Annotated in this window: 16 protein-coding genes and 1 riboswitch; of the genes, 9 read left to right on the plus strand and 7 right to left on the minus strand. The window is 71.5% G+C overall.

What is annotated here, in order from left to right:
- The first annotated feature begins 70 nt into the window (after window positions 1–70).
- The 4 genes from IEY69_RS08775 (at window position 71) to IEY69_RS08790 (ending at window position 5,425) form a co-directional block, all read left to right on the plus strand.
- Window positions 71–688, plus strand: coding sequence for a GNAT family N-acetyltransferase (locus IEY69_RS08775; protein WP_189072742.1), 618 nt, complete (start codon window positions 71–73; stop codon window positions 686–688).
- 268 nt (window positions 689–956) lie between these two features.
- A complete protein-coding gene (gene metG / locus IEY69_RS08780) occupies window positions 957–2,957 on the plus strand; it encodes a methionine--tRNA ligase (RefSeq protein ID WP_189072743.1) in 2,001 nt (666 codons plus the stop codon).
- Window positions 2,958–3,207: 250 nt separating this feature from the next.
- Window positions 3,208–4,053 carry an RNase adapter RapZ gene (gene rapZ, locus IEY69_RS08785; RefSeq protein ID WP_189072744.1) on the plus strand — a complete coding sequence of 282 codons (846 nt, stop codon included), beginning with the start codon at window positions 3,208–3,210 and terminating at the stop codon, window positions 4,051–4,053.
- Window positions 4,046–5,425 carry a gluconeogenesis factor YvcK family protein gene (locus IEY69_RS08790; RefSeq protein ID WP_308425453.1) on the plus strand — a complete coding sequence of 460 codons (1,380 nt, stop codon included), beginning with the start codon at window positions 4,046–4,048 and terminating at the stop codon, window positions 5,423–5,425. The genes rapZ and IEY69_RS08790 overlap by 8 nt, the downstream gene beginning before the upstream one ends.
- Before the next feature lie 64 nt (window positions 5,426–5,489).
- Here IEY69_RS08790 and IEY69_RS08795 read toward each other — a convergent pair whose 3' ends face one another.
- Window positions 5,490–6,077 carry a hypothetical protein gene (locus IEY69_RS08795; protein ID WP_229783777.1) on the minus strand — a complete coding sequence of 196 codons (588 nt, stop codon included), beginning with the start codon at window positions 6,075–6,077 and terminating at the stop codon, window positions 5,490–5,492.
- 156 nt (window positions 6,078–6,233) lie between these two features.
- Between IEY69_RS08795 and IEY69_RS08800 the strand changes: the two genes are divergently transcribed.
- On the plus strand, window positions 6,234–7,613 hold the full coding sequence (locus IEY69_RS08800; RefSeq protein ID WP_189072746.1) for an alpha/beta hydrolase: 1,380 nt from the start codon (window positions 6,234–6,236) through the stop codon (window positions 7,611–7,613).
- A 63-nt stretch (window positions 7,614–7,676) separates the two neighbouring features.
- Here IEY69_RS08800 and IEY69_RS08805 read toward each other — a convergent pair whose 3' ends face one another.
- From IEY69_RS08805 to IEY69_RS08820, 4 genes are all read right to left on the minus strand, one after another.
- A complete protein-coding gene (locus tag IEY69_RS08805; protein WP_189072747.1) occupies window positions 7,677–8,321 on the minus strand; it encodes a thiamine diphosphokinase in 645 nt (214 codons plus the stop codon).
- On the minus strand, window positions 8,318–9,292 hold the full coding sequence (locus IEY69_RS08810) for an ABC transporter ATP-binding protein (RefSeq protein ID WP_373291016.1): 975 nt from the start codon (window positions 9,290–9,292) through the stop codon (window positions 8,318–8,320). The genes IEY69_RS08805 and IEY69_RS08810 overlap by 4 nt, the downstream gene beginning before the upstream one ends.
- Before the next feature lie 13 nt (window positions 9,293–9,305).
- Entirely contained in the window at window positions 9,306–10,853 is a 1,548-nt protein-coding gene (locus IEY69_RS08815) for an ABC transporter permease (protein ID WP_189072749.1), read from the minus strand.
- 365 nt (window positions 10,854–11,218) lie between these two features.
- Window positions 11,219–12,253, minus strand: coding sequence for a thiamine ABC transporter substrate-binding protein (locus tag IEY69_RS08820; protein WP_189072750.1), 1,035 nt, complete (start codon window positions 12,251–12,253; stop codon window positions 11,219–11,221).
- A 51-nt stretch (window positions 12,254–12,304) separates the two neighbouring features.
- Window positions 12,305–12,404: riboswitch (TPP riboswitch) on the minus strand.
- 86 nt (window positions 12,405–12,490) lie between these two features.
- Here IEY69_RS08820 and IEY69_RS08825 point away from each other — a divergent pair.
- On the plus strand, window positions 12,491–12,937 hold the full coding sequence (locus tag IEY69_RS08825; protein ID WP_189072751.1) for an NUDIX domain-containing protein: 447 nt from the start codon (window positions 12,491–12,493) through the stop codon (window positions 12,935–12,937).
- Window positions 12,934–13,407, plus strand: coding sequence for an NUDIX domain-containing protein (locus tag IEY69_RS08830; RefSeq protein ID WP_189072752.1), 474 nt, complete (start codon window positions 12,934–12,936; stop codon window positions 13,405–13,407). Before IEY69_RS08825 ends, IEY69_RS08830 begins: the two co-directional genes overlap by 4 nt.
- Here IEY69_RS08830 and IEY69_RS08835 read toward each other — a convergent pair.
- Complete coding sequence (locus IEY69_RS08835; RefSeq protein WP_189072753.1) at window positions 13,386–14,096, minus strand: hypothetical protein; 711 nt, start codon at window positions 14,094–14,096, stop codon at window positions 13,386–13,388. The two genes, IEY69_RS08830 and IEY69_RS08835, sit on opposite strands and share 22 nt — an antisense overlap.
- A 167-nt stretch (window positions 14,097–14,263) precedes the next feature.
- On the opposite strand from IEY69_RS08835, the gene IEY69_RS08840 reads away from it, so the two are divergent.
- Together IEY69_RS08840 and IEY69_RS08845 are read left to right on the plus strand one after the other, a co-directional pair.
- Window positions 14,264–14,743: a MarR family winged helix-turn-helix transcriptional regulator gene (locus IEY69_RS08840; protein WP_189072754.1), complete on the plus strand. Its 480-nt coding sequence runs from the start codon at window positions 14,264–14,266 to the stop codon at window positions 14,741–14,743.
- A complete protein-coding gene (locus IEY69_RS08845; protein ID WP_189072755.1) occupies window positions 14,740–16,356 on the plus strand; it encodes an MDR family MFS transporter in 1,617 nt (538 codons plus the stop codon). The genes IEY69_RS08840 and IEY69_RS08845 overlap by 4 nt, the downstream gene beginning before the upstream one ends.
- A 74-nt stretch (window positions 16,357–16,430) precedes the next feature.
- On the opposite strand, the gene IEY69_RS08850 is transcribed toward IEY69_RS08845, so the two are convergent.
- Window positions 16,431–18,569 carry a DNA internalization-related competence protein ComEC/Rec2 gene (locus IEY69_RS08850; protein WP_189072756.1) on the minus strand — a complete coding sequence of 713 codons (2,139 nt, stop codon included), beginning with the start codon at window positions 18,567–18,569 and terminating at the stop codon, window positions 16,431–16,433.
- Window positions 18,570–18,611: the final 42 nt, after the last annotated feature.

Consider the following 18,611-nt stretch of genomic DNA (forward strand, 5'->3'; position numbering starts at 1 on the left):
GAATCCGTATAGGGCAGGTTCGCACCACTCAGAACGGCCTCTGCACGACCGATGTGCTGCACTGTGGAGCATGTTCACCCTGCGCCCCGCCCGCGAGACCGACCGCGCCGCGCTGTACCGCATCTGCCTGCAGACCGGCGCGAGCGGCGAGGACGCCACCCACCTGTACGCCGACCCCCTGATCCTGGGGCATGTGTACGCCGGGCCGTACCTGACGCACGCGCCGGACTTCGCGTTCGTGCTGGAGGAACAGGTCAGCGGCGAGGTGATGGGCTACGTCCTGGGCGTGCCCGACACCGAGGCCTTCGAGGCGACCCTGGAACGCGCGTGGTGGCCGCCTCTGCGTGAGCTGTACCCCGACCCGGCCGGCATTCCGCGTGAGGACCGCACGCTCGACCAGCGGATCGCGGGCCTGATCCACCACCCGCCCCGCGCGCCGCAGGCCGTGTTGAGCGGGTACCCGGCGCACCTGCACATCGACCTGCTGCCTGCCGCGCAGGGCGGAGGACGCGGCCGGGCGCTGATGACCAAGCTGCTGGACGCCCTGCGCGCGGCTGGCGTGCGCGGCGTGCACCTCGGCGTGGGCGAGTCGAACGTCCGCGCGCAGGGCTTCTACCGGCACCTGGGCTTCCAGGAACTGAGCCGCGCGCCCGGGAGCGTGACCTTCGGCCTGACCCTGAACCCGTGACCGCATGCCCTGTCTGGACAGACGGAGCGTGCCGCACGCCACCGGGCGCATTCTCACCCGGCCCGCAGCGGGGTACACTGGCGGTCATGCCCGGGAGACCCGCCATGCGAATGCCCCCGCGACCCTGACCGACCGTCAGGAGCCGCGCGGGGCGTTCCGGTTCAGACGGGACGCCCCGCCCGCCATTTCACGCCCCCGCCCGCAGCCCGTATCCTGAACCGGTTGCCCCCGGCGCAGCCCACCGCGCCGACGGGAAGGAAGGACGCCCATGAGCCAAGACCCGTTTTTCATCACGACCGCCATCGACTACGCCAACGGCGCGCCCCACATCGGGCACGTCTACGAGAAGATCCTCACCGACGCCATCGCCCGCTACCAGCGCCTCGCGGGGCGGGACGTGTTCTTCCTGACTGGCACGGACGAGCACGGCGAGAAGATCGCCAAGGCCGCCGCGAAGGCCGGGCAGACCCCGCAGGTGTTCGTGGACGACCTCGCCACGCGCGCCTTCAAGGGCCTGTGGGACCGCCTGGAAATCAGCTACGACGACTTCGTCCGCACCACCGAGGGGCGCCACAAGCGTTTCGTGCAGGACGTCCTGCAACGCGTGTACGACGCCGGGGACATCTACTTCGACGAGTACGAGGGCCTGTACTCGGTCGGCGCCGAGCGTTACGTCACCGAGAAGGAACTCGTCGAGGGGCCTGACGGCGTGCGCCGCTACCCCGGCGACAAGGACCCGCCCGAACTGCGCCGCGAGGCAAACTACTTCTTCCGCATGGAGAAGTACCAGGCGTGGCTGCTGGAGCACATCCAGACGAACCCGGACTTCATCCAGCCCGCCGGGTACCGCAACGAGGTCATCGAGATGCTGCGTGAACCCATCGGGCCGCTGAGCATCTCCCGGCCCAAGAGCCGCGTCCCGTGGGGCATCGAGCTGCCCTGGGACCCGGACCACGTCACGTACGTGTGGTTCGACGCGCTGCTGAACTACGTGTCCGCGCCCGTCAGCAAGGGTGCCAAGCCCGACGTGATCGGCACCGCGTGGCACGTCATCGGCAAGGACATCCTCAAGCCGCACGCGGTGTTCTGGCCGACCATGCTCAAGGCCGCCGGGCTGCCCCCCTACCGCCGCCTCGTGGTGCACAGCCACATCCTCGCGGAGGACGGCCGCAAGATGGGCAAGAGCCTCGGGAACGCCATCGACCCCGAGGCGCTCGTGGGCACGTACCCCGTCGACGCGATCCGCTACACCCTGCTGCGCGAGGCGACCCTCAGTGCCGACAGCCCCTACGGCGAGGGCATCCTGGTGAACCGCCTGAACAGCGACCTCGCCAACGACCTGGGCAACCTGCTGTCGCGCACCGTCAGCATGATCCAGAAGTACCGGGGCGGCGTGATTCCCGCCGCCGCAGAACTCAGCGACCGCGACCGCGAGATCGAATCGGCCGCACTCGCCCTGCCTGGGCAGATCCTGGGACTCGTGGACGACCTGAAGATCAACATGGCGATCGAGGCCGCCATGAACTTCGTGCGCGACCTGAACCGCTACATCGCCGAGAGTGCCCCGTGGACCCTCGCCAAGAGCGAGGCGACCCAGCGCCGCCTGGACACCGTGCTGTACACCGCCGCCGAGGGCCTGCGCGTCGCCAGCGTCGCCCTGGAGGCCGTGATTCCCGTCAAGGCCCGCGAACTGCGCGCCCAGCTGGGCCTGGGCGGCCACACGTACGCCCTGCAGGCCGCGTGGGGCCTCACGCCCGCCGGGACGCGCGTGCAGGGCGGCGCGATCCTCTTCCCGAAACCCGAACCGAAAGACACCCCCACCCCCGCCGCGCCCGCCCCGAAGCCCGGCAAGAAAGAGAAAGCCATGACCCAGACTGCCCCCGAACCGACCACCACCGCCCCCACCACACCTGCTGCTGCCCCTGCCCCCGAGGCGACCGAGACGCTGATCAGCATCGACGAGTTCGCCCGCATCGACCTGCGCGTCGCGGAAGTCATCGCCGCCGAGGCCGTCGCCAAGGCCGACAAGCTCCTGAAACTCACCGTGAAACTCGGCGAGGAGGAACGGACCGTCGTCAGCGGCATCCGCAAGTGGTTCGAACCCGAGGCCCTGGTCGGCCGCAAGGTCATCCTGGTCGCCAACCTGAAACCCGCCAAGCTGCGCGGCATCGAATCGCAGGGCATGATCCTCGCCGCCGAGGACGACCAGGGCAACCTGGACCTCGTCGGCCTGGGCCTGGACCTGCCCAGCGGCACCAAAGTCCGCTGAGCTGGCCTCAGACTGACCCGCACCGCCGCCCGCGCGCCCCCACGCGCCGGGCGGCGTTCACGTTGCATGGGCGGAATTCAGAGGTATCGAGCGGCCTCCTCAATACCTCTGAATCGAGCAGAGCGAGCACCAGAGAAGGGGAGCGGTTGGAAGTGGAGCCCTGGGATGTAGTGGCCCCAGGGTGGAACTGGAAACCGCTGATGACGGTCCCGTCACGGGCGCACGTGCAGCGCCGGGCTACACTGCACCCATGCCGTTTGTTGTCGTGTCCGGTCTGTCCGGCAGTGGAAAAAGCACCGCGCTGCGAACCCTGGAGGACGCCGGGTTCTTCATCACGGACAACCTCCCGCCGGAACTCTGGGGCGCGATGCATGACCTCGTGGGGGCGCGCGGCCTGCGCTGCGTCGCGATCAGCGCCGACGCCCGCACCCGCGAGTTCCTCAGCGCCCTGGACGACAGCTACCTGCGCCTGTCCCGCCGCCGCGACGACCTGCGCGTCCTGTTCCTCGAGGCGAACGACGACGTCCTGCTTAAACGCTACAACTTCACCCGACGAGAACACCCGCTGGGCGAGAACCTGATGTTCGACTTCGCCCGCGAACGCGAACTGCTCGCCCCGCTGCGCGCCATTGCCGACACGGTCATCGACACCACCAACCTCAGCGCCAAGGAACTCGCCACGAAGGTCCTGCGCGTCTTCCGGCTGGAACACGACTTCCACCTGCGCCTGATGTCCTTCGGCTTCAAGCACGCCCCACCCCGCGACGCCGACCTGGTGCTCGACGTGCGCAGCCTCCCCAACCCCTACTACGACCCGGAACTGCGCCCCCGCACCGGCCTGGACCCCCAGGTGTCCGCCTACGCCTTCCACGGCGAGGCCAGCGAGCAGTTCTACGCGGACCTGCGCGACTTCGTGCGCGTCGCCGCCGAACGCGCCCGCGCCAGCGGCCGCCACGGCTACACCGTCGCCATCGGCTGCACCGGTGGGCAGCACCGCAGCGTCGCCGTCGCCTCGCGCCTCGCGCAGGACCTGAAGGACCTGCACGTCGATATCATGGACCACCGCGACATGAAAGAACACGACCCCCATGAGTGACCCGCCGCTCCCTCAGCGCGCGACCCGGCCCGGACCAGCCGGGGCGTCCCGGCGCGCCGACCTGCTCCAGCGCGGCCAGCTGGCCGGCCGCCGCGCGCGCATGTGGATGTCGCCCGGGCTGGGCGTCAAACGCTGGCTGGCGCTGTTCGTCATCTGCACCCTGATCGGCGCGGTCGGCGTGCTGCACTTCACGTGGACCGGCCCGCTGCACTTCACCGCCACCCGCTGGATCCTCTGGGTGAACGCCCTGATCCGGCCCGAGGTCATGCCGCTGTACGTGGGCGGCGTCGTGCTGATGATCCTGGCCCTCACAGGCGCCCTGTGGAGCATCATGATGCTCAACCGCTCCGTCCTGAGTGGCACCGGCACCGCCCCCGGTCAGGCCGTGGACCTGATGTACCAGAACCGCCACCTCGCGCGCGGACCGCGCATCGTGACGCTCGGCGGCGGCACCGGCATGTCCAACCTGCTGTCTGGCCTGCGGGTGCACACCGGGAACACCACCGCCATCGTCACCGTCGCCGACGACGGCGGCAGCAGCGGCCGCCTGCGCCAGTCGCTGGACATGATCGCTCCCGGTGACCTCACGGACTGCTACGCGGCGCTGAGCGACAGCCCCGTCATGGCCCGCCTCCTCCTGCACCGCTTCCAGCGTGGCGACGGCATCGAGGGGCACACCTTCGGGAACCTGATGCTCGCCACGCTCAGCGAGCAGGAAGGCAGCCTCAGCGAGGCCATGCTGGACATCCACGAGGTGCTGCGCATCCGCGGCCACGTGTACCCCGCCACCACCCAGCCCGTCACCCTAGTCGCCCATCTGAGTGACGGCCGGACCATCCGCGGCGAGAGTCAGTTCGCGCAGCAGGTCGGCGCCGCCCGCATCGGGCACGTGACCCTGGACCCACCCGACCTGCCCGCCCTGCCCGAGGTGCGCCAGGCCATCCGCGACGCGGACCAGATCGTGCTGGGCCCCGGCAGTCTGTACACCAGCATCATTCCGGCGCTGCTTGTACCGGGGGTCGCGCAGGAACTCCGGCAGACGACCGCCCCCCTGATCTACGTGGCCAGCCTGATGACCGAACCCGGCGAGACCGACGACCTGACCTTGGAAGGCCACGTGCAGGCCATCACCCGCCACCTGGGCCGCGCCCCCGACTGCGTGCTCGTGAACAACGCCGTTCCGGCCCGCGCCATCATCGACCGCTACGCCGCTGAGGGCGCGCACCTCCTGAGCCTCAGCGGGGCCAGCCGCGACCTGCGGGGCCGCAGCGTGATCCTGCCCCTGCTGCACCCCGGACAGGCCCGGCACGACCCGGCCGCCCTGGCGCAGGCCCTGCTGTACGCCGCGCCCCGCCGCGACCAGACGAGCTGAACACCGCGAGTAACCACGACGCAGGGCGACCCCAGAAGGTGGTCGCCCTGCCGTGCAACGTGACTTACAGACCCAGCAGACCCAGCGCCACCGTCTCCGTCAGTTCCTTCTGGAACGGTTGCACCAGGGCACGTTCCTGCGCGGTGCCCGTCTGCACGTCACGGTTCAGATCCGGCAGCTGTCCGCTCTGAATCGCCTGAGCGGCCTGCGAGAAGTCGATGCTGGGCAAACCCAGTGCCCGGTTCACGCCCGTCCGCACCACCGCGTACCGCTCCGCGCTCATCTTCTGCTGGGTCAGGGCGGCCGCCTGCGCCTGCCGGGCCGCGCCGACACTGCCGCCCACCTCGCGCAGCACCGTCATCATCTGGAACAGGTTCGGATTCTGCCCGCTCTGAATGTCCGTCCACACCTGCTGCACCCCGGTGAACGACGATCCCATCGCCTGCTGCACCTGACGGCGCACCCGCACGAACTTCTGCACGTCCGCCTTCGTCAGCTCACCCGTCACGTTCCCAGTCGGGGCGGGCGGCGTGACCGTCCCTCCCTGCGACTGCGTCTGCGCCGGAGGCGTCTGCCAGTTCGCCAGGAACGACCGCGCCGGCTGAATCACGAAGAACCACGCCAGACCGCCCAGCAGCGCCAGCACCAGCACCGTGCCACCACCGCAGCCCAGACACCCGCATCCCCACCCTCTGCCACTTGATCTCATACCTGCCGGTACGCGGCGCACCGCCCCCGGGTTCCCGGGCATATAGTCAGGACACCGACCGTCCTAACCCACCCGGCGCACCCGCGCCCAAGGAGCCCCATGAAGCGTTCCGTCACCGCCAGTCTGCTCGCTGCTCTCGCCCTGTCCGCCTGCGCCACCAGCCCCGCGCCCGAACCCGCACCAGTCAATACCCGCGCCCAGGACACCCGCACCTTCACGGCTGTCACCCCCACCCTGACCGCCCTGCCCGGCGCGACCATCGTCCAGGGCGTCATGCCCGGCCTGCGCGGCAACGCCGCCTACGCCATCGAAGTGCCCACCACCTGGAACGGCCAGCTGATCATGTACGCCCACGGCTACGCCGGCGACGGCCCCGAACTCAGGGTGCAGCTCCCGGCCCTGCGCGCCTACTGGCTCAGCCTCGGGTACGCCTGGGCGGCCAGTTCCTACAGCGCCAACTACTACGACGTGCAGGCCGGCGTGGAGGACACCAACGCCCTGGCCAACGCTTTCAGCACCCTGACCGGCAAGGCCAAGCCCACCAAGACGCTGATCATGGGCGTCAGCATGGGCGGCCACGTCGCCGGCGCCGCCATAGAGAAGGAGACGGCGCAGACCGCAAAGAACAGGACCACGTACGCCGCCGCCATGCCCGTCTGCGGCGTCATGGACGAGGAGTACGAATTCCAGTGGCTGGGTGACTACACCCTGGTCGCCGCTCAGCTTGCGGGCCTGGGACCCAAAGCCTTCCCGCAGGGGACCGACACATACAAGGCCCTGCTGCCCGACATCCTGAACGCCAACTTCAGCTCGTACAGCGGCGCACTCTGGCAGGAGAACGCCACGCAGGGCGCCAAGCTCCGCGAGATCGCCCGCAACCTCACAGGCGGCGACCGGCCCGTGTTCAACCTCGGCTTCCGCGTCGCGGCCCTCCAGGGCGCCGTGTTCAGCACCGGCGGCTCGGACGGCACCGTGACCGGCATCCTGCCCCGCAACATCTACGGGAATGCGAACACCACCTACCGCTGGACGACCGGCGCGACCCCCACCCCGGCCGAGGTCGCCTTCAACGCCAGCATCCTGCGCGTCACGCCCGCCCAGAACCCCAACCCGACCCTGAACGGCAGCGTCCGGTACCTGCCCCGCGTGAACGGCGAGATCAGCGTGCCCGTGCTGACCCTGCACACCACGGGGGACTTCTACGTGCCCTTCAAGCACCAGCAGCTGTACCGCGCCGCCGTGACCGCCGCCGGAAACGGCGACCGCCTCGTGCAGCGCGCCATCCGCGCCGCCGGACACTGCGAATTCACCGGACCCGAACTCGTCGAGGGCTTCAACGACCTCGTGAAGTGGGAAGCGGGCGGCGCGAAACCCGCCGGGGACGACGTCACCACCCCCGCCGTGCTGGCCGACCCGAACTACGGCTGCAGATTCACCCGCAGCACCCGCCCCGGCGTGGACGCCTGCCCCGCGAACTGAGGGGAGTGGGAAGTAGGGAGTAGGAACAGAGGGGGCATTCCGGTTCGGGGTGCCCCCCTCGCTTTATTCCGGCAGGGAGGGCAGCACCGTCAGCAGGGCGCGGCCCTCCCGCAGCGAGGCGGTCACCGTGTCGCCCTGCGCCTCGTTGCTGACCGTCCAGCCGCTCCCCAGCGGAATATCCGCGTCAGAGAGCGGCCAGCGCACGCCCTCCAGGCTCAGGCCGCGCAGGTCCGTCACGGCCAGCACGCTCAGGGTCGCGCCGCGCGGCACCACCAGCGACAGGGGAGAGGCGGGCGTCAGCGGCCAACCCCACTCGTCCCCGCTGCTCAGGGTCAAGCGCAGGCCCTCACGCTCGGCTAGGCGCACGGCGAGCAGCGCCAGCGCCAGCGTGTGATCGAAGCGCCCACCGAACGCGCCCAGCAGCACCAGCTCCGTCGCGCCCCGCTCGCGCGCCACGCGGATCGCCAGTTCCGCGTCCGTCTCGTCCTTCGCCGCCGGGTGGACCTCGCGCGGGGCGTCCACGAACACGCCCGCCGACGAGTCGAAATCCCCCACCCACACGTCCACGCGAACACCCAGGCCCCACATGCCCAGCAGTGCCGCGTGCCGCGCCCCGCCATCCGCCGCGACCACCACGTCCGGGCGAGGCAGCGCCGCCAGCAACGGCGAATCCACCAGCCGACCCCCCACCAGCACCCACGCGATCACGCCCGGTCCTCCGGCAGACGCCGCACACCTGACGCCTCCACGCTCAGGCGCAGGCGATCCCCGTCCAGCGCCGCCGCCTCCCGCGCACTCAGCGTCAGGGACAGCGGCCCCCACGCGTGCGCGACCGTGACCTGCACGCCCCCCTCCACCGGCTGCCGCGCCACCACCGGCCACCACTCACCCACGCCGGGCCGCAACGCTTCCTCCGGCATGAACCGCACCCAACCCGGCCCGTCCGGCAGCAGGTTCGACTCGCCCAGGAACGCCGCCACCCACGCCGTCGCGGGCCGCGCGAACACCTCCTCCGCCCCCCCCACCTGCACCAGTTCACCCGCCCGCATGACCGCCACCCGCCCGGCCAGTGCCCGCGCCTCCCGCTGATCGTGCGTGACCAGCAGCACCCCGGCCCTCACCCGCGCGAACAGCGACCGCAGCCCCGCGCGGAGTTCGGCGCGCAGCCGCTCGTCCAGGTTCGACATCGGCTCATCCAGCAGCAGCAGCCCCGCCCCCGTCGCCAGCGCCCGCGCCAGCGCCACCCGCTGCGCCTGCCCCCCCGACAGCTGCGCCACCCGCCGCGCCTCCAGCCCCGGCAGATCCACCAACGCCAGCGCCTCGCGCGCCCGCGCCTCCGCCACCCCACGCCCCGCCCCCCGCACCCGCGGCCCGTACGCCACGTTCCCCAGCACGCTCAGATGCGGAAACAGCGCGTAATCCTGAAACACCAACCCCACCCCACGCGCCTCCGGCGGCAGGCCCGTCACGTCCCGACCCGCAACCGCCACCGACCCCGCATCCGGCCGCTCCAGGCCCGCCACCACCCGCAGCACCGTGCTCTTCCCGCACCCACTCGGGCCCAGCAGCGCCACCGTCTCACCCGCCGCCACATCCAGCGACACGCCCCGCACCGCCGCCACCCCACCAAACGACTTGCGGAGACCGGCGAGGGACAGGGCAGCGGGAAGGTCGGTCACGCGGGACAGCATCTCACGTCACCTCGCCTTCGCCGCCGTCCAGCAGCGTGAAGGCCAGCGTGGCGAGGATGAGGAGCGCGGTCGCCAGCGCGCAGGCCTCGCCGAGGTTGCGTTCGCCGGGGCGGCCCAGCCGCTCGTACAGGCCGGTGCTGAGGGTCGCCCACTCGGGCCGCGTGAGCACCAGCGTCGCGCCGAACTCGCCCAGCACGGTCGCCAGGGCCAGCGCCCCACCGCCCCGCAGGGCCGGGAAGGCGAGGGGCACGGTGACGGACCGGAACGCCGCGCCGCGCGAGGCGCCCAGCGAGCGGGCCGCCTCGAACAGCCGGGGTGGAATGGCCCGCAGCGCGGGCAGCAGCGAGCGCACCACCAGCGGCCACGCCAGCAGCGTGTACGCCGCAATCAGCATGGGCAGCGTCGCGGCCAGCACCGGGTACGCCAGCAGGTACCCCACCGCGAGGCTGACCGGAGAGACCATCAGCGGCAGCAGCGATACCAGATCCAGCGCCCGCGACCCGGCCCGCCACGCGCCCAGCGCGTACAACCCGCCCAGCAGCGTGGCACCAGCCAGGGCCATCAGCCCGAAGCGCACGGTGTTCCACACCAGCAGCGGCGTGTCCGGGTCCGCCAGCACCCCCTGCCAGTACCCCAGCGTGAACCCCGACGTGCCCAGCACACCCCGCACCACCACCGCGACCAGCGGCGCGAAACACACCAGCGCCACCACGCCCCCCAGCCCCAGCAGCGCCACCCGCGCCCCGCCCCGCGCACGCGGCATGCCACCCAGCGGCACGCCCACCCCGCCCCGCGACAGCGCCACGTACGCCCACGTCGCCAGCAGCGTGAACCCCAGTTGCCCCACGATGAGCGCACTCGCCTCCGACAGGCGCAGTTGCAGCGCCGTCAGGGTGTAGATCTCCACCTCCAGCGTCGCGAACCGCTCCCCGCCCAGTGCCAGCGGCAGGCCGAAACTCAACGCCGAGTACAGGAACACCAGTACCACCCCCGCCAGCACCCCCGGCAACGCCAGCGGGAGCGCCACGCCCAGCGCCGCCCGCCAGGCCGACGCCCCCAGCGACCGCGCCGCGCCCACCATGTTCCCCGGCACCCGCGCGAACCCCGCGTAACTCAGACGCACCAGCACCGGCAGGTTGAAGAACAGGTTCCCCAGCACCAGCAGCGTCGGCGTGTCACTCAGGTCCACGCCCAGCAGGCGCGTCACCCACCCCTGCGGCCCCAGGAGCGCACTCAGGCCCAGCACCGCCACCAGCGTCGGCGTCACGAACGGCAACAACAGCAGCCGCAGGAACACCCCCTTCCCACGCACCTCGAACCGCGACAGCAGGAACGCCAGCGGCACCCCGATCAACGCCGCCACACCCGCCGTCACGCCCGCCTGCGTCAAGGTCCACCCAAGGCGACCCTGGAAGTACGGGTCACGCCACACGTCCAGGGTCACGCCACCCTCACGCAGCGTTCTAGCCAGCGGCAGGACGAGGCACAGGGCCACGAAGATCAGGCCGGGCAGGGCGAGGAGCCAACCCTGGAGTTTCGTGCGCGTCATGGGTGGGCGCCTGCGGCGGGCTGCCCCACCCCCCACCCCCCATCCCCAGGGGGGACGGGGGAGCGGTCGCTGCGCTCGGCAAGAGATTCTTTCGGTGCGGTGTTGTTGTGTTGTGCGGTGGCGTGTCTGGCCTCGACGCCATCCTCCGCAACCGCCGAAGGCCCGTGCGCTGCGCGCACGACGGCTCGTGGGCCTGGACGGTAGAGGGGCAGGGTGTCTTGGGGCATGTCGGCAGGTTCTACTTGTTCAGCTCAGGCGAAAGCAGGTGTGCAGGCTCCCCTCTAAGGGGAGCTGTCAGTGCAGCTGACTGAGAGGTCCTGCGCAGCAGTTGTGTTGCTGTTCCCACTTCCCACTCCCCACTGCCCTCACCTCGCGCGGAGCACCTGCGTCACCCACGCGTCCACGAGGCGCTGGGGGTTGCTGGCGACCTCTGCCTTGATGGGGGTGGGTTGGGGTTCCTGCGCGAAGGTGAACACGGGGTTCAGGGGGGTGCCTTTCACGGCGGGGTAGATCCACATGCGGGTGGGGATGTCGGTCTGGATGGGGGCGCCCAGCATGAAGTCCACGAATTTCCGGGCGAGGGCGGTCTGCTTGGTGCCTTTGAGGATGCCGACACCTTCGAGCTGGGTGGAGGTGCTGCCGGGCAGGAAGAGGTTTCCGGTGGGGGACTGGGCGGGGAGTTTGGTGGGGGTGAAGCCGTCGGCGTAGAAGACTTCGGCGGCGGGGCTGCTGGCGTAACTCAGGACGATGGGGTACTTGCCGCCGTTCCTGGTGAAGTCCTTGTAGTAGGCGTCGCTCCAGCCGCGCGTGACCTTCATGCCGCCCGCGCGGGCGGCGCGCCACCAGTTCCACGCGCCGGTTTCGCCGTAGTGGTTGACGGTGGCGAGGAGGAACGCGAGGCCGGGGCTGCTCGTGGCGGGGCTCTGCACGACCGTGAGCTTGGCGTAGGCGGGGGTTTTCAGGTCGTCGAGGCTCTTGGGCAGTGCGACGCCGTTCTTCTCGAACCACGCGCGGTCGTAGTTCAGGGCCACGAAGCCGTAATCGACGGTGTTCAGCAGGCCGTCGTCGCCCAGGCGGTACGCGGCGGGCACGCGGGACAGCGCGGGGCTCTTGTACGGCTGGAGAATACCCGCCTGCCGGGCGCGGGGCAGGAGACTGTTGTCGAGGCCGTACACGACGTCGGCGATGGGGGCGCGGCGGGTGAGGATCAGGCGGTTCAGGAGTTCCCCGGCGTCGCCGCCCTTGATGAAGCGCACCTTGGCCCTGTTCTGCGTCTCGAACGCGGCGATCAGTTTCTTGTCCACGTCGAACGAGTCGTGCGTGATGACGGTCAGGGTGGTCTGGGCACTGGCGGCGCCAGCGGCGGCGAGTGCGGTCAGCAGGATCAGTATGTTGCGCATAAGAAAGTCCCCTCGCGTCACGAGGGGAAGCGGTGGGCCGTCACCACGGGTGTGGGCGGCCGGTCACGCTCCCTCCGCCGGAATGACCCGGATCAGGTTCCTGGGGTAAGTCTCAGCCCGCCGATCTCAGCAGGCACCCCCGGTGACGCACCCGGCAGGATAGCGCAGGCCGCCGCACGGGGAGTGTCCTGCGTCACCGGTTGCGGTTGCCGCGCGCGGCGCGTGCCACCCTGGCGCATGCGGAATCTGCTCGTGTGGGTGGTCGTGCAGGATGAGGGGGGCCGGGTGCTGCTGGGGCGCCGGGACGGCTCGGCGTACGGGCATGGCCTGTGGGGCCTGCCGGGCGGCGGCGTGGAGCGCGGTGAGGGCCTCCCCGAGGCGGCCGCGCGCGAGGTCTGGGAGGAGACGGGCCTGACCCTCGACCCGGCCGCGCTGGCCCTGCTGGGCGTGCGCCGCTACGAGGTGGACGGCGCGCAGGGCACCGATTTCCTGTTCTGCGCGCGGTTCTGGGAGGGCGAGCCGCAGCCGCTCCACAAGACCTCCGAGGTCGCCTGGTTTGCCCCCGACGCGCTGCCAGCCGACACCCTGCCGTGGATCGCGCCGCTGCTGGACGCCCACCTGCGGCGCGGGGCGCGCCTGACCGAGCAGTTGCGCGACGTGCGCGAGGCCCGGGTGATCGCGTGACGTTTCATCTGGTGGCGTGGCTGATCGTGCAGGACCATGCGGGGCGGGTGCTGCTGGGCCGCCGCTCCGGGTCGTCGTACGCCGATGGGCTGTGGGGCCTGCCGGGCGGGCACGTGGAGGCGGGGGAGACGCTGGCGCAGGCGGCGGCCCGCGAGGCGCTGGAGGAGGTGGGCCTGCGCGTGAACCCGGCGGGCCTGACCTGCCTGGGGGCCTGCCGCTACCACCTGGACGGGATGGGAGGCCTGGACGTGTTCTTCCTGACCCACGCGTGGGCAGGCGAGCCCACGCCACTGGAGAAGACCTCGGAGGTCGGGTGGTTCGACCCGCACGCCCTGCCGGGGGACGCCCTGCCATGGCTGCCGGGCGTGCTGGACGCGCATCTGCGCGGCGGGGTGCGCCTCTCGGAGATGCTGGACGGCTGGGCGGCGCTGCGGGAGGTCGGGGCGGGTCAGCCGCGTGGGATTTCGTAGGCTTCGAAGCGGACCTTCGTGACCCGGTACGTTCCCTTCGCGGCGCTGCCCTGGAGCTTCAGGGTGGTGTACAGGTACCCGACGATGTGCCCGGCGAGGTCCACCGAGACCCGGACGTCCAGTTCGTCGCGCTTCTGCCCGTCGGGGCTCACGTAGCGCAGCGCGCCGCCCAGGGTGGGTGTGGCCTTCAGCGCGGCGGGGGCGTTGCGGGTCAGCCAGTCGCGGACCTCGGCGTTCAGGCTGCCGGGCAGGAGGGACTGGCCGTTCACGACGAGTCGCCCGGGCCCGACCTGCACGAGCTTGCCGTACGACGCGGCGGCCTTCACATCCGGCTGGGGAATCTCGCGCAGCTGGCCGTTGGCGACGGTCAGCACGCGGGTCAGGCCGCTCGCCTCACCCAGGGCGTAGCCGGTCATGGTGTCCAGCAGGAGTTCGGGGCGGCCGTCGTTGTTCACGTCGCGCTGCCCGGCGAAGGTGTTGCGCGGGTCGAGCCGCCACTGCCGCTGCGTGAGACTCACGCCCTGAAAGCGCAGGACGAAACCGGTCAGGGGGCCGCTCGTGTCCGGGTCGAAGGGTTGCAGGGTGGTGATGGTCACGCCGGGCCGGTCGAGCAGCAGGGTCGTGGGTTGCGCGTGCGCGGTGCCGAGCAGGCTCAGGGTGGTCAGCAGGAGTCGGGTGGTGTGGGTCATGGGCGGGTCCTTCGCCGTGTGGCGGGAGTGCTGACCGGAGCGTACGGAACGGGTGGGACAGTTGCCGGGACACTTCGGTGCCCCCGAATGGTGAGCTGAGGTGTTCCCGCTGGATGAACACTTTCCGCTGGCGGCAACTCATTTCATTTGAAATACTTCCATCTGAAATGAACGCCGCCCCCCTTCACCCCACCGCCCCGGTCATGGACGACCTGTACGGCCTCGTCCGGCTGATCCTGCGCTTCTCCCGGCGCGTGCACCACGTCCTGGACGACCCGCTGGAAACCGCGCTGGGCCTGAACACCAAGGAACTGCTCGTGCTGGCGACCATCATGGACGGCGCAGGCACCCCCGGCGCGGTCGCGCAGGCGCAGAACCTCCCCGCGCCTACCGTGACCCGCATGGTCACCAAACTCGTGCAGGCCGGACTGGTGCGCCGCGTCAGCGACCCCGGCGACCTGCGACTGCAACGCCTGGAACTCACGCCCGACGGGCAGGCCACCCGCGCCCGCACCCGCGCGGTCGCGCAGGACATCGTCCACGCGCACTTCGGACACCTGCCCCCCGAGCGCGTGCAGGCCGCGCTGGCCGCGCTGGCCGATCTGGACGCCGCCCTGCACGCCCCCACCACAGGAGAGCCGCAATGACCCCCACCCCCGCGACCCACAGCGGCCTGAACGAACGGGAGAAGATCCTCGCGTTCGTCGGCATCCTGACCGTACTGTTCCTGTCCAGCCTGAACCTCACGGTCGTCGGCAGCGCCATGCCGCGCGTCATCAGCGACCTGGGCGGCTTCCACCTGTACGCCTGGGCGTTCACCGCGTACTCCCTGGCGACCACCATCACCATTCCCATCGTCGGCACCATCAGCGACCGCTACGGGCGCCGCCCGCTGATCCTGCTCGGCATCGCCGTGTTCACCCTGGGCAGCGTGCTGCTGGGCTTCGTACAGAACATGGAACAGTTGATCATCCTGCGAGCCGTGCAGGGCATCGGCGGCGGCACCCTGATGGCCATGAGCTTCACCGCCATCGCCGACCTGTTCACACCCATCGAACGCGGCCGCTACCAGGGCTACACCGGCGCCGTCTGGGGCGTCAGCTCCGTCGTCGGGCCCCTCGTCGGCGGCTTCCTGACCGACCACCTGGGGTGGCGCAGCGTGTTCTTCGTGAACCTGCCCTTCGCGCTGCTCGCCGCGTTCTTCATCTGGCGGTACTTCCGCCTGCCCGCTCCCGGCGGACGCGGGCATTTCGACGCCCCCGGCGCCCTGCTGCTCGGTGCGTCCGTCACCACCCTTACCCTGGCCCTGTCGTGGGGCGGCGGCACGTACGGCTGGGGCAGCGCGATCATCCTCGGGCTGCTGGCCGCCACCCTGGTCACCTTCGGCGCGTACGCGTGGCACAGCGCCCGCCAGGAACGCCCCATCCTCGACCTGCGCCTCCTGAAGGACCGCGGCATCGCCATCGCGTCCCTCGCGGGCTTCCTGACGAGCGCCGGCATGTACGCCGCGATCCTGTACCTCCCGCTGTACATGCAGGGCGTGCGCGGCAGCAGCGCCAGCGGCAGCGGCCTCGCCCTGGCCCCCCTGATGTTCGGCATGATCCTCACCAGCACCCTCAGCGGGCAGGTCGTCAGCCGCACCGGGCGCTACAAGACCCTCATCCTGGCGGGCGGAATCGTCGCCACAGTCGCCCTGTTGTTCGCCACCACGCTCGGCACCGGCACGCCCATCCTGATCGCCGTGGGCATCATGGTCCTGCTGGGCCTGGGCCTGGGTCCCGTGAACAGCCAGCTGACCCTGGCCGTGCAGAACGCCGCGCCGCGCGAGCAGTTGGGCAGCGCCACCAGCGGCAACCAGTTCTTCCGGCAGATCGGCGGCACCCTGGCCGTCAGCCTGTTCGGCGCGCTCGTGAACGCCCACCTGAACGCCAACCTCGCCGCGCAGCTGCCCGACGCCGCCCGCACCCTCCCGGCCCCCGTGCAGGACGCCATCGCCAACCCGAACCTGCTGACCAGCCCGCAGGCCACCGCGCAACTCGGCGCGGGCCTGAGCCGACTGGGCGACGCGAACCTGCTCCAGCCCATCCTGGACGCCCTGCGCGGCGTCATGGCAGGTGCCATCGATCAGGTGTTCCTGGTGTCCGCCGTGCTGGTCGGCCTCGCGTTCCTGGCAACCATCGCCCTGCCCGAACGCCCCCTGAAGGGCTGCGCCGGACTCGCCCCCCGCGCCGAGAAGCTGGAGGTCGGCGCCACCGACTGACGGGAAGTAGAACGTGGGAAGTGGGGAGTGGAACTTCGGCTGGCCCGATCCACTCCCCACTTCCCACTCTCCACTCACGGCACGGGCCAGCGGATCGTGCCCAGCTGATCGGTACGCCACGCCCGCGAGTGGACCTGCGCCAGCCGCGTCAGCACGTCCGGGTGAGGGTGCCCGTAGGTGTTCCGTCCCACGCTGACCACCGTGTCGGCGGGGGTGGTCTGCGCCAGGAGGGCCGCGCCGGTGCTGTGGCGGCTGCCGTGGTGCGCGGCCTTCAGGAGGTCCAGCGGCCCGGCGACGAGTCGTTCCTCGACGGGGGCGGGCAGGTCGCCCAGGAACGCGGCCCGCCACCCGCGCGACTCCAGGCGCAGGGCGACGCTGTTGTCGTTGTCCTCGGTGCTCCACGCGTGTCCGGCGGGCCACAGGACGGTCAGGGTCGCGCCGTCCGAGCTGACCTGATCGCCCCGGCGGACCTCCCGCACCGGAACGTGCCGCTCCTGCGCGGCCAGCAGCACGGCGGTCAGCACCGGATCGTCCGTCTTGCGCTGCCCGATCCAGACCTCCCCGACCGGCATGGCGCGCAGCACACTCGCCGCGCCCTCGATGTGGTCGGTGTCCGCGTGCGTGGTGACCAGCACGTCCAGCTTCCGCACGCCCAGGGCACGCAGGGTCGGCACGACCGTGTGCGCTCCCACGTCGTAGTCGCTGCCCACTGAACCCCCGGCGTCCACGAGGACCGTCAGGTGGGGGAGGCGGATCAGGGTGCTGTCCCCCTGCCCCACGTCCAGAAAGACGACCTCGCGCGCGGGGTGCAGTCGTCCCGGCAGGGTCGTCAGCAGCAGGCAGGCCAGCCCCGCGCCCAGCGCGGTGGGCGCGCGGACGCGCCCCAGCAGCCACAGCCACCCGGCCAGCACGGCCGCCCCGTACGCCAGCAGGCCGCCCACGCCCACCTGCCCCCAGGTCAGGACCGGGGCCTTCCCGAAGGTCCGGGCGACCAGCAGCAGCGCGTCGGCCAGGACCCCGTTCACCACGTTCAGCGGCAGGGCCAGCGGTCCCAGCAGCCCCGCCAGGAACCCCAGCGGGACGAGCAGGGCCATGATCCCCCCGGCCAGCAGGTTGGCGGGCAGCCCCACCAGCGGCACCTGCCCGAACGTCCCCGCGATCACCGGCAGCGTCCCGGCCTCGGCCAGCAGGGTCGCGGCGAGTCCCAGCCGCAGCCAGCGCGGCCAGCGCCCCGGCAGCAGCCCCGCCACCCGCTCGGACTGCGTCAGGGCCAGCACCGCCAGGAACGACAGCTGGAAGCCCACGTCCGTCAGCCACAGCGGATAGAGGAGCAGGCACGCCAGTGCCGCCAGCGCGATCACGCCCAGCGGGTCGGGCCGCCCGCGCCCCAGCGCCAGCGCCAGCAGGACCGCGCCGCCCATCAGCACGGCGCGCGTGATGCTGGCCGAGGACTGCACGAGCAGCAGGTACGGCCCCAGCAGCAGCACCGGCAGCCCGAACCGCCACGCGGGGGCCGCGCCCAGCCGCGTCAGCAGCAGGATCAGCGCGCCGGTCAGGATCGCCACGTTCTGCCCGGACAGCGCCATCAGGTGCGCCAGCCCCGCCCGCGCGAACGCGTCCCGCACCGCCTCGCCCTCGCTGAACTGCTCGCGGCTGATGTCCCCCCGGTCCCCGAGCTGGGTGGCCTGCATCAGCGCGCCCTGCCGCTCCGTCAGGCCCGTGGTGAGGCCCCGGCGGAACCAGCCGCGCAATCCGCCCTGCGGCTGGAACTCCCGCACCCGCGCCCCCACCAGCGAGCCGCCGGGCGTGACGCTCAGCAGACCCCCCTGCGCGCGGAACCACGCCGCCTGATCGAAGCCCCCGGGCGTGCGGCGGCCCTCCGGGGCGAGCAGGCGACCCGACACCCGCAACTGCCCCGGGCCCTGCGTGGGCTTCGGCGCCAGGGTGAGTCGCGCGGGCGGGTCGCGCAGCGTCAGGAACTGCCCGTCCCACTCGCCCTGCACCGTCACCAGTGCCCCGAACCACGGGGTCAGGGCGTTCGGGCGGGTCAGGACCGCGTGAGCCGAGGCCCAGCCCGCCGCGCCGCCCAGCAGCACCAGCAACAGGAGTACCGGGCGGGCGTGCCACAGCACCAGCCCCGCCCCGACCAGCAGCGCCACCACGCCCCACCCCTGCCCCAGCGCGAGCAGGATGCCGCCGATCACGCCTGCCACTGCCGGGACCGGCCACGGCAGGCTGCCCGCGCGGGGCAGGGG

Source organism: Deinococcus sedimenti (genome assembly GCF_014648135.1).
In the GTDB taxonomy this organism is placed as follows: domain Bacteria; phylum Deinococcota; class Deinococci; order Deinococcales; family Deinococcaceae; genus Deinococcus; species Deinococcus sedimenti.

Coding starts and splice junctions, on each gene's coding strand:
- IEY69_RS08775 (WP_189072742.1), top strand. CDS start 71: ATGTTCACCCTGCGCCCCGCCCGCGAGACCGACCGCGCCGCGCTGTAC.
- IEY69_RS08790 (WP_308425453.1), top strand. CDS start 4,046: ATGAGTGACCCGCCGCTCCCTCAGCGCGCGACCCGGCCCGGACCAGCC.
- IEY69_RS08845 (WP_189072755.1), top strand. CDS start 14,740: ATGACCCCCACCCCCGCGACCCACAGCGGCCTGAACGAACGGGAGAAG.
- IEY69_RS08835 (WP_189072753.1), bottom strand. CDS start 14,096: ATGACCCACACCACCCGACTCCTGCTGACCACCCTGAGCCTGCTCGGC.
- metG (WP_189072743.1), top strand. CDS start 957: ATGAGCCAAGACCCGTTTTTCATCACGACCGCCATCGACTACGCCAAC.
- IEY69_RS08815 (WP_189072749.1), bottom strand. CDS start 10,853: ATGACGCGCACGAAACTCCAGGGTTGGCTCCTCGCCCTGCCCGGCCTG.
- IEY69_RS08825 (WP_189072751.1), top strand. CDS start 12,491: ATGCGGAATCTGCTCGTGTGGGTGGTCGTGCAGGATGAGGGGGGCCGG.
- rapZ (WP_189072744.1), top strand. CDS start 3,208: ATGCCGTTTGTTGTCGTGTCCGGTCTGTCCGGCAGTGGAAAAAGCACC.
- IEY69_RS08840 (WP_189072754.1), top strand. CDS start 14,264: ATGAACGCCGCCCCCCTTCACCCCACCGCCCCGGTCATGGACGACCTG.
- IEY69_RS08800 (WP_189072746.1), top strand. CDS start 6,234: ATGAAGCGTTCCGTCACCGCCAGTCTGCTCGCTGCTCTCGCCCTGTCC.
- IEY69_RS08820 (WP_189072750.1), bottom strand. CDS start 12,253: ATGCGCAACATACTGATCCTGCTGACCGCACTCGCCGCCGCTGGCGCC.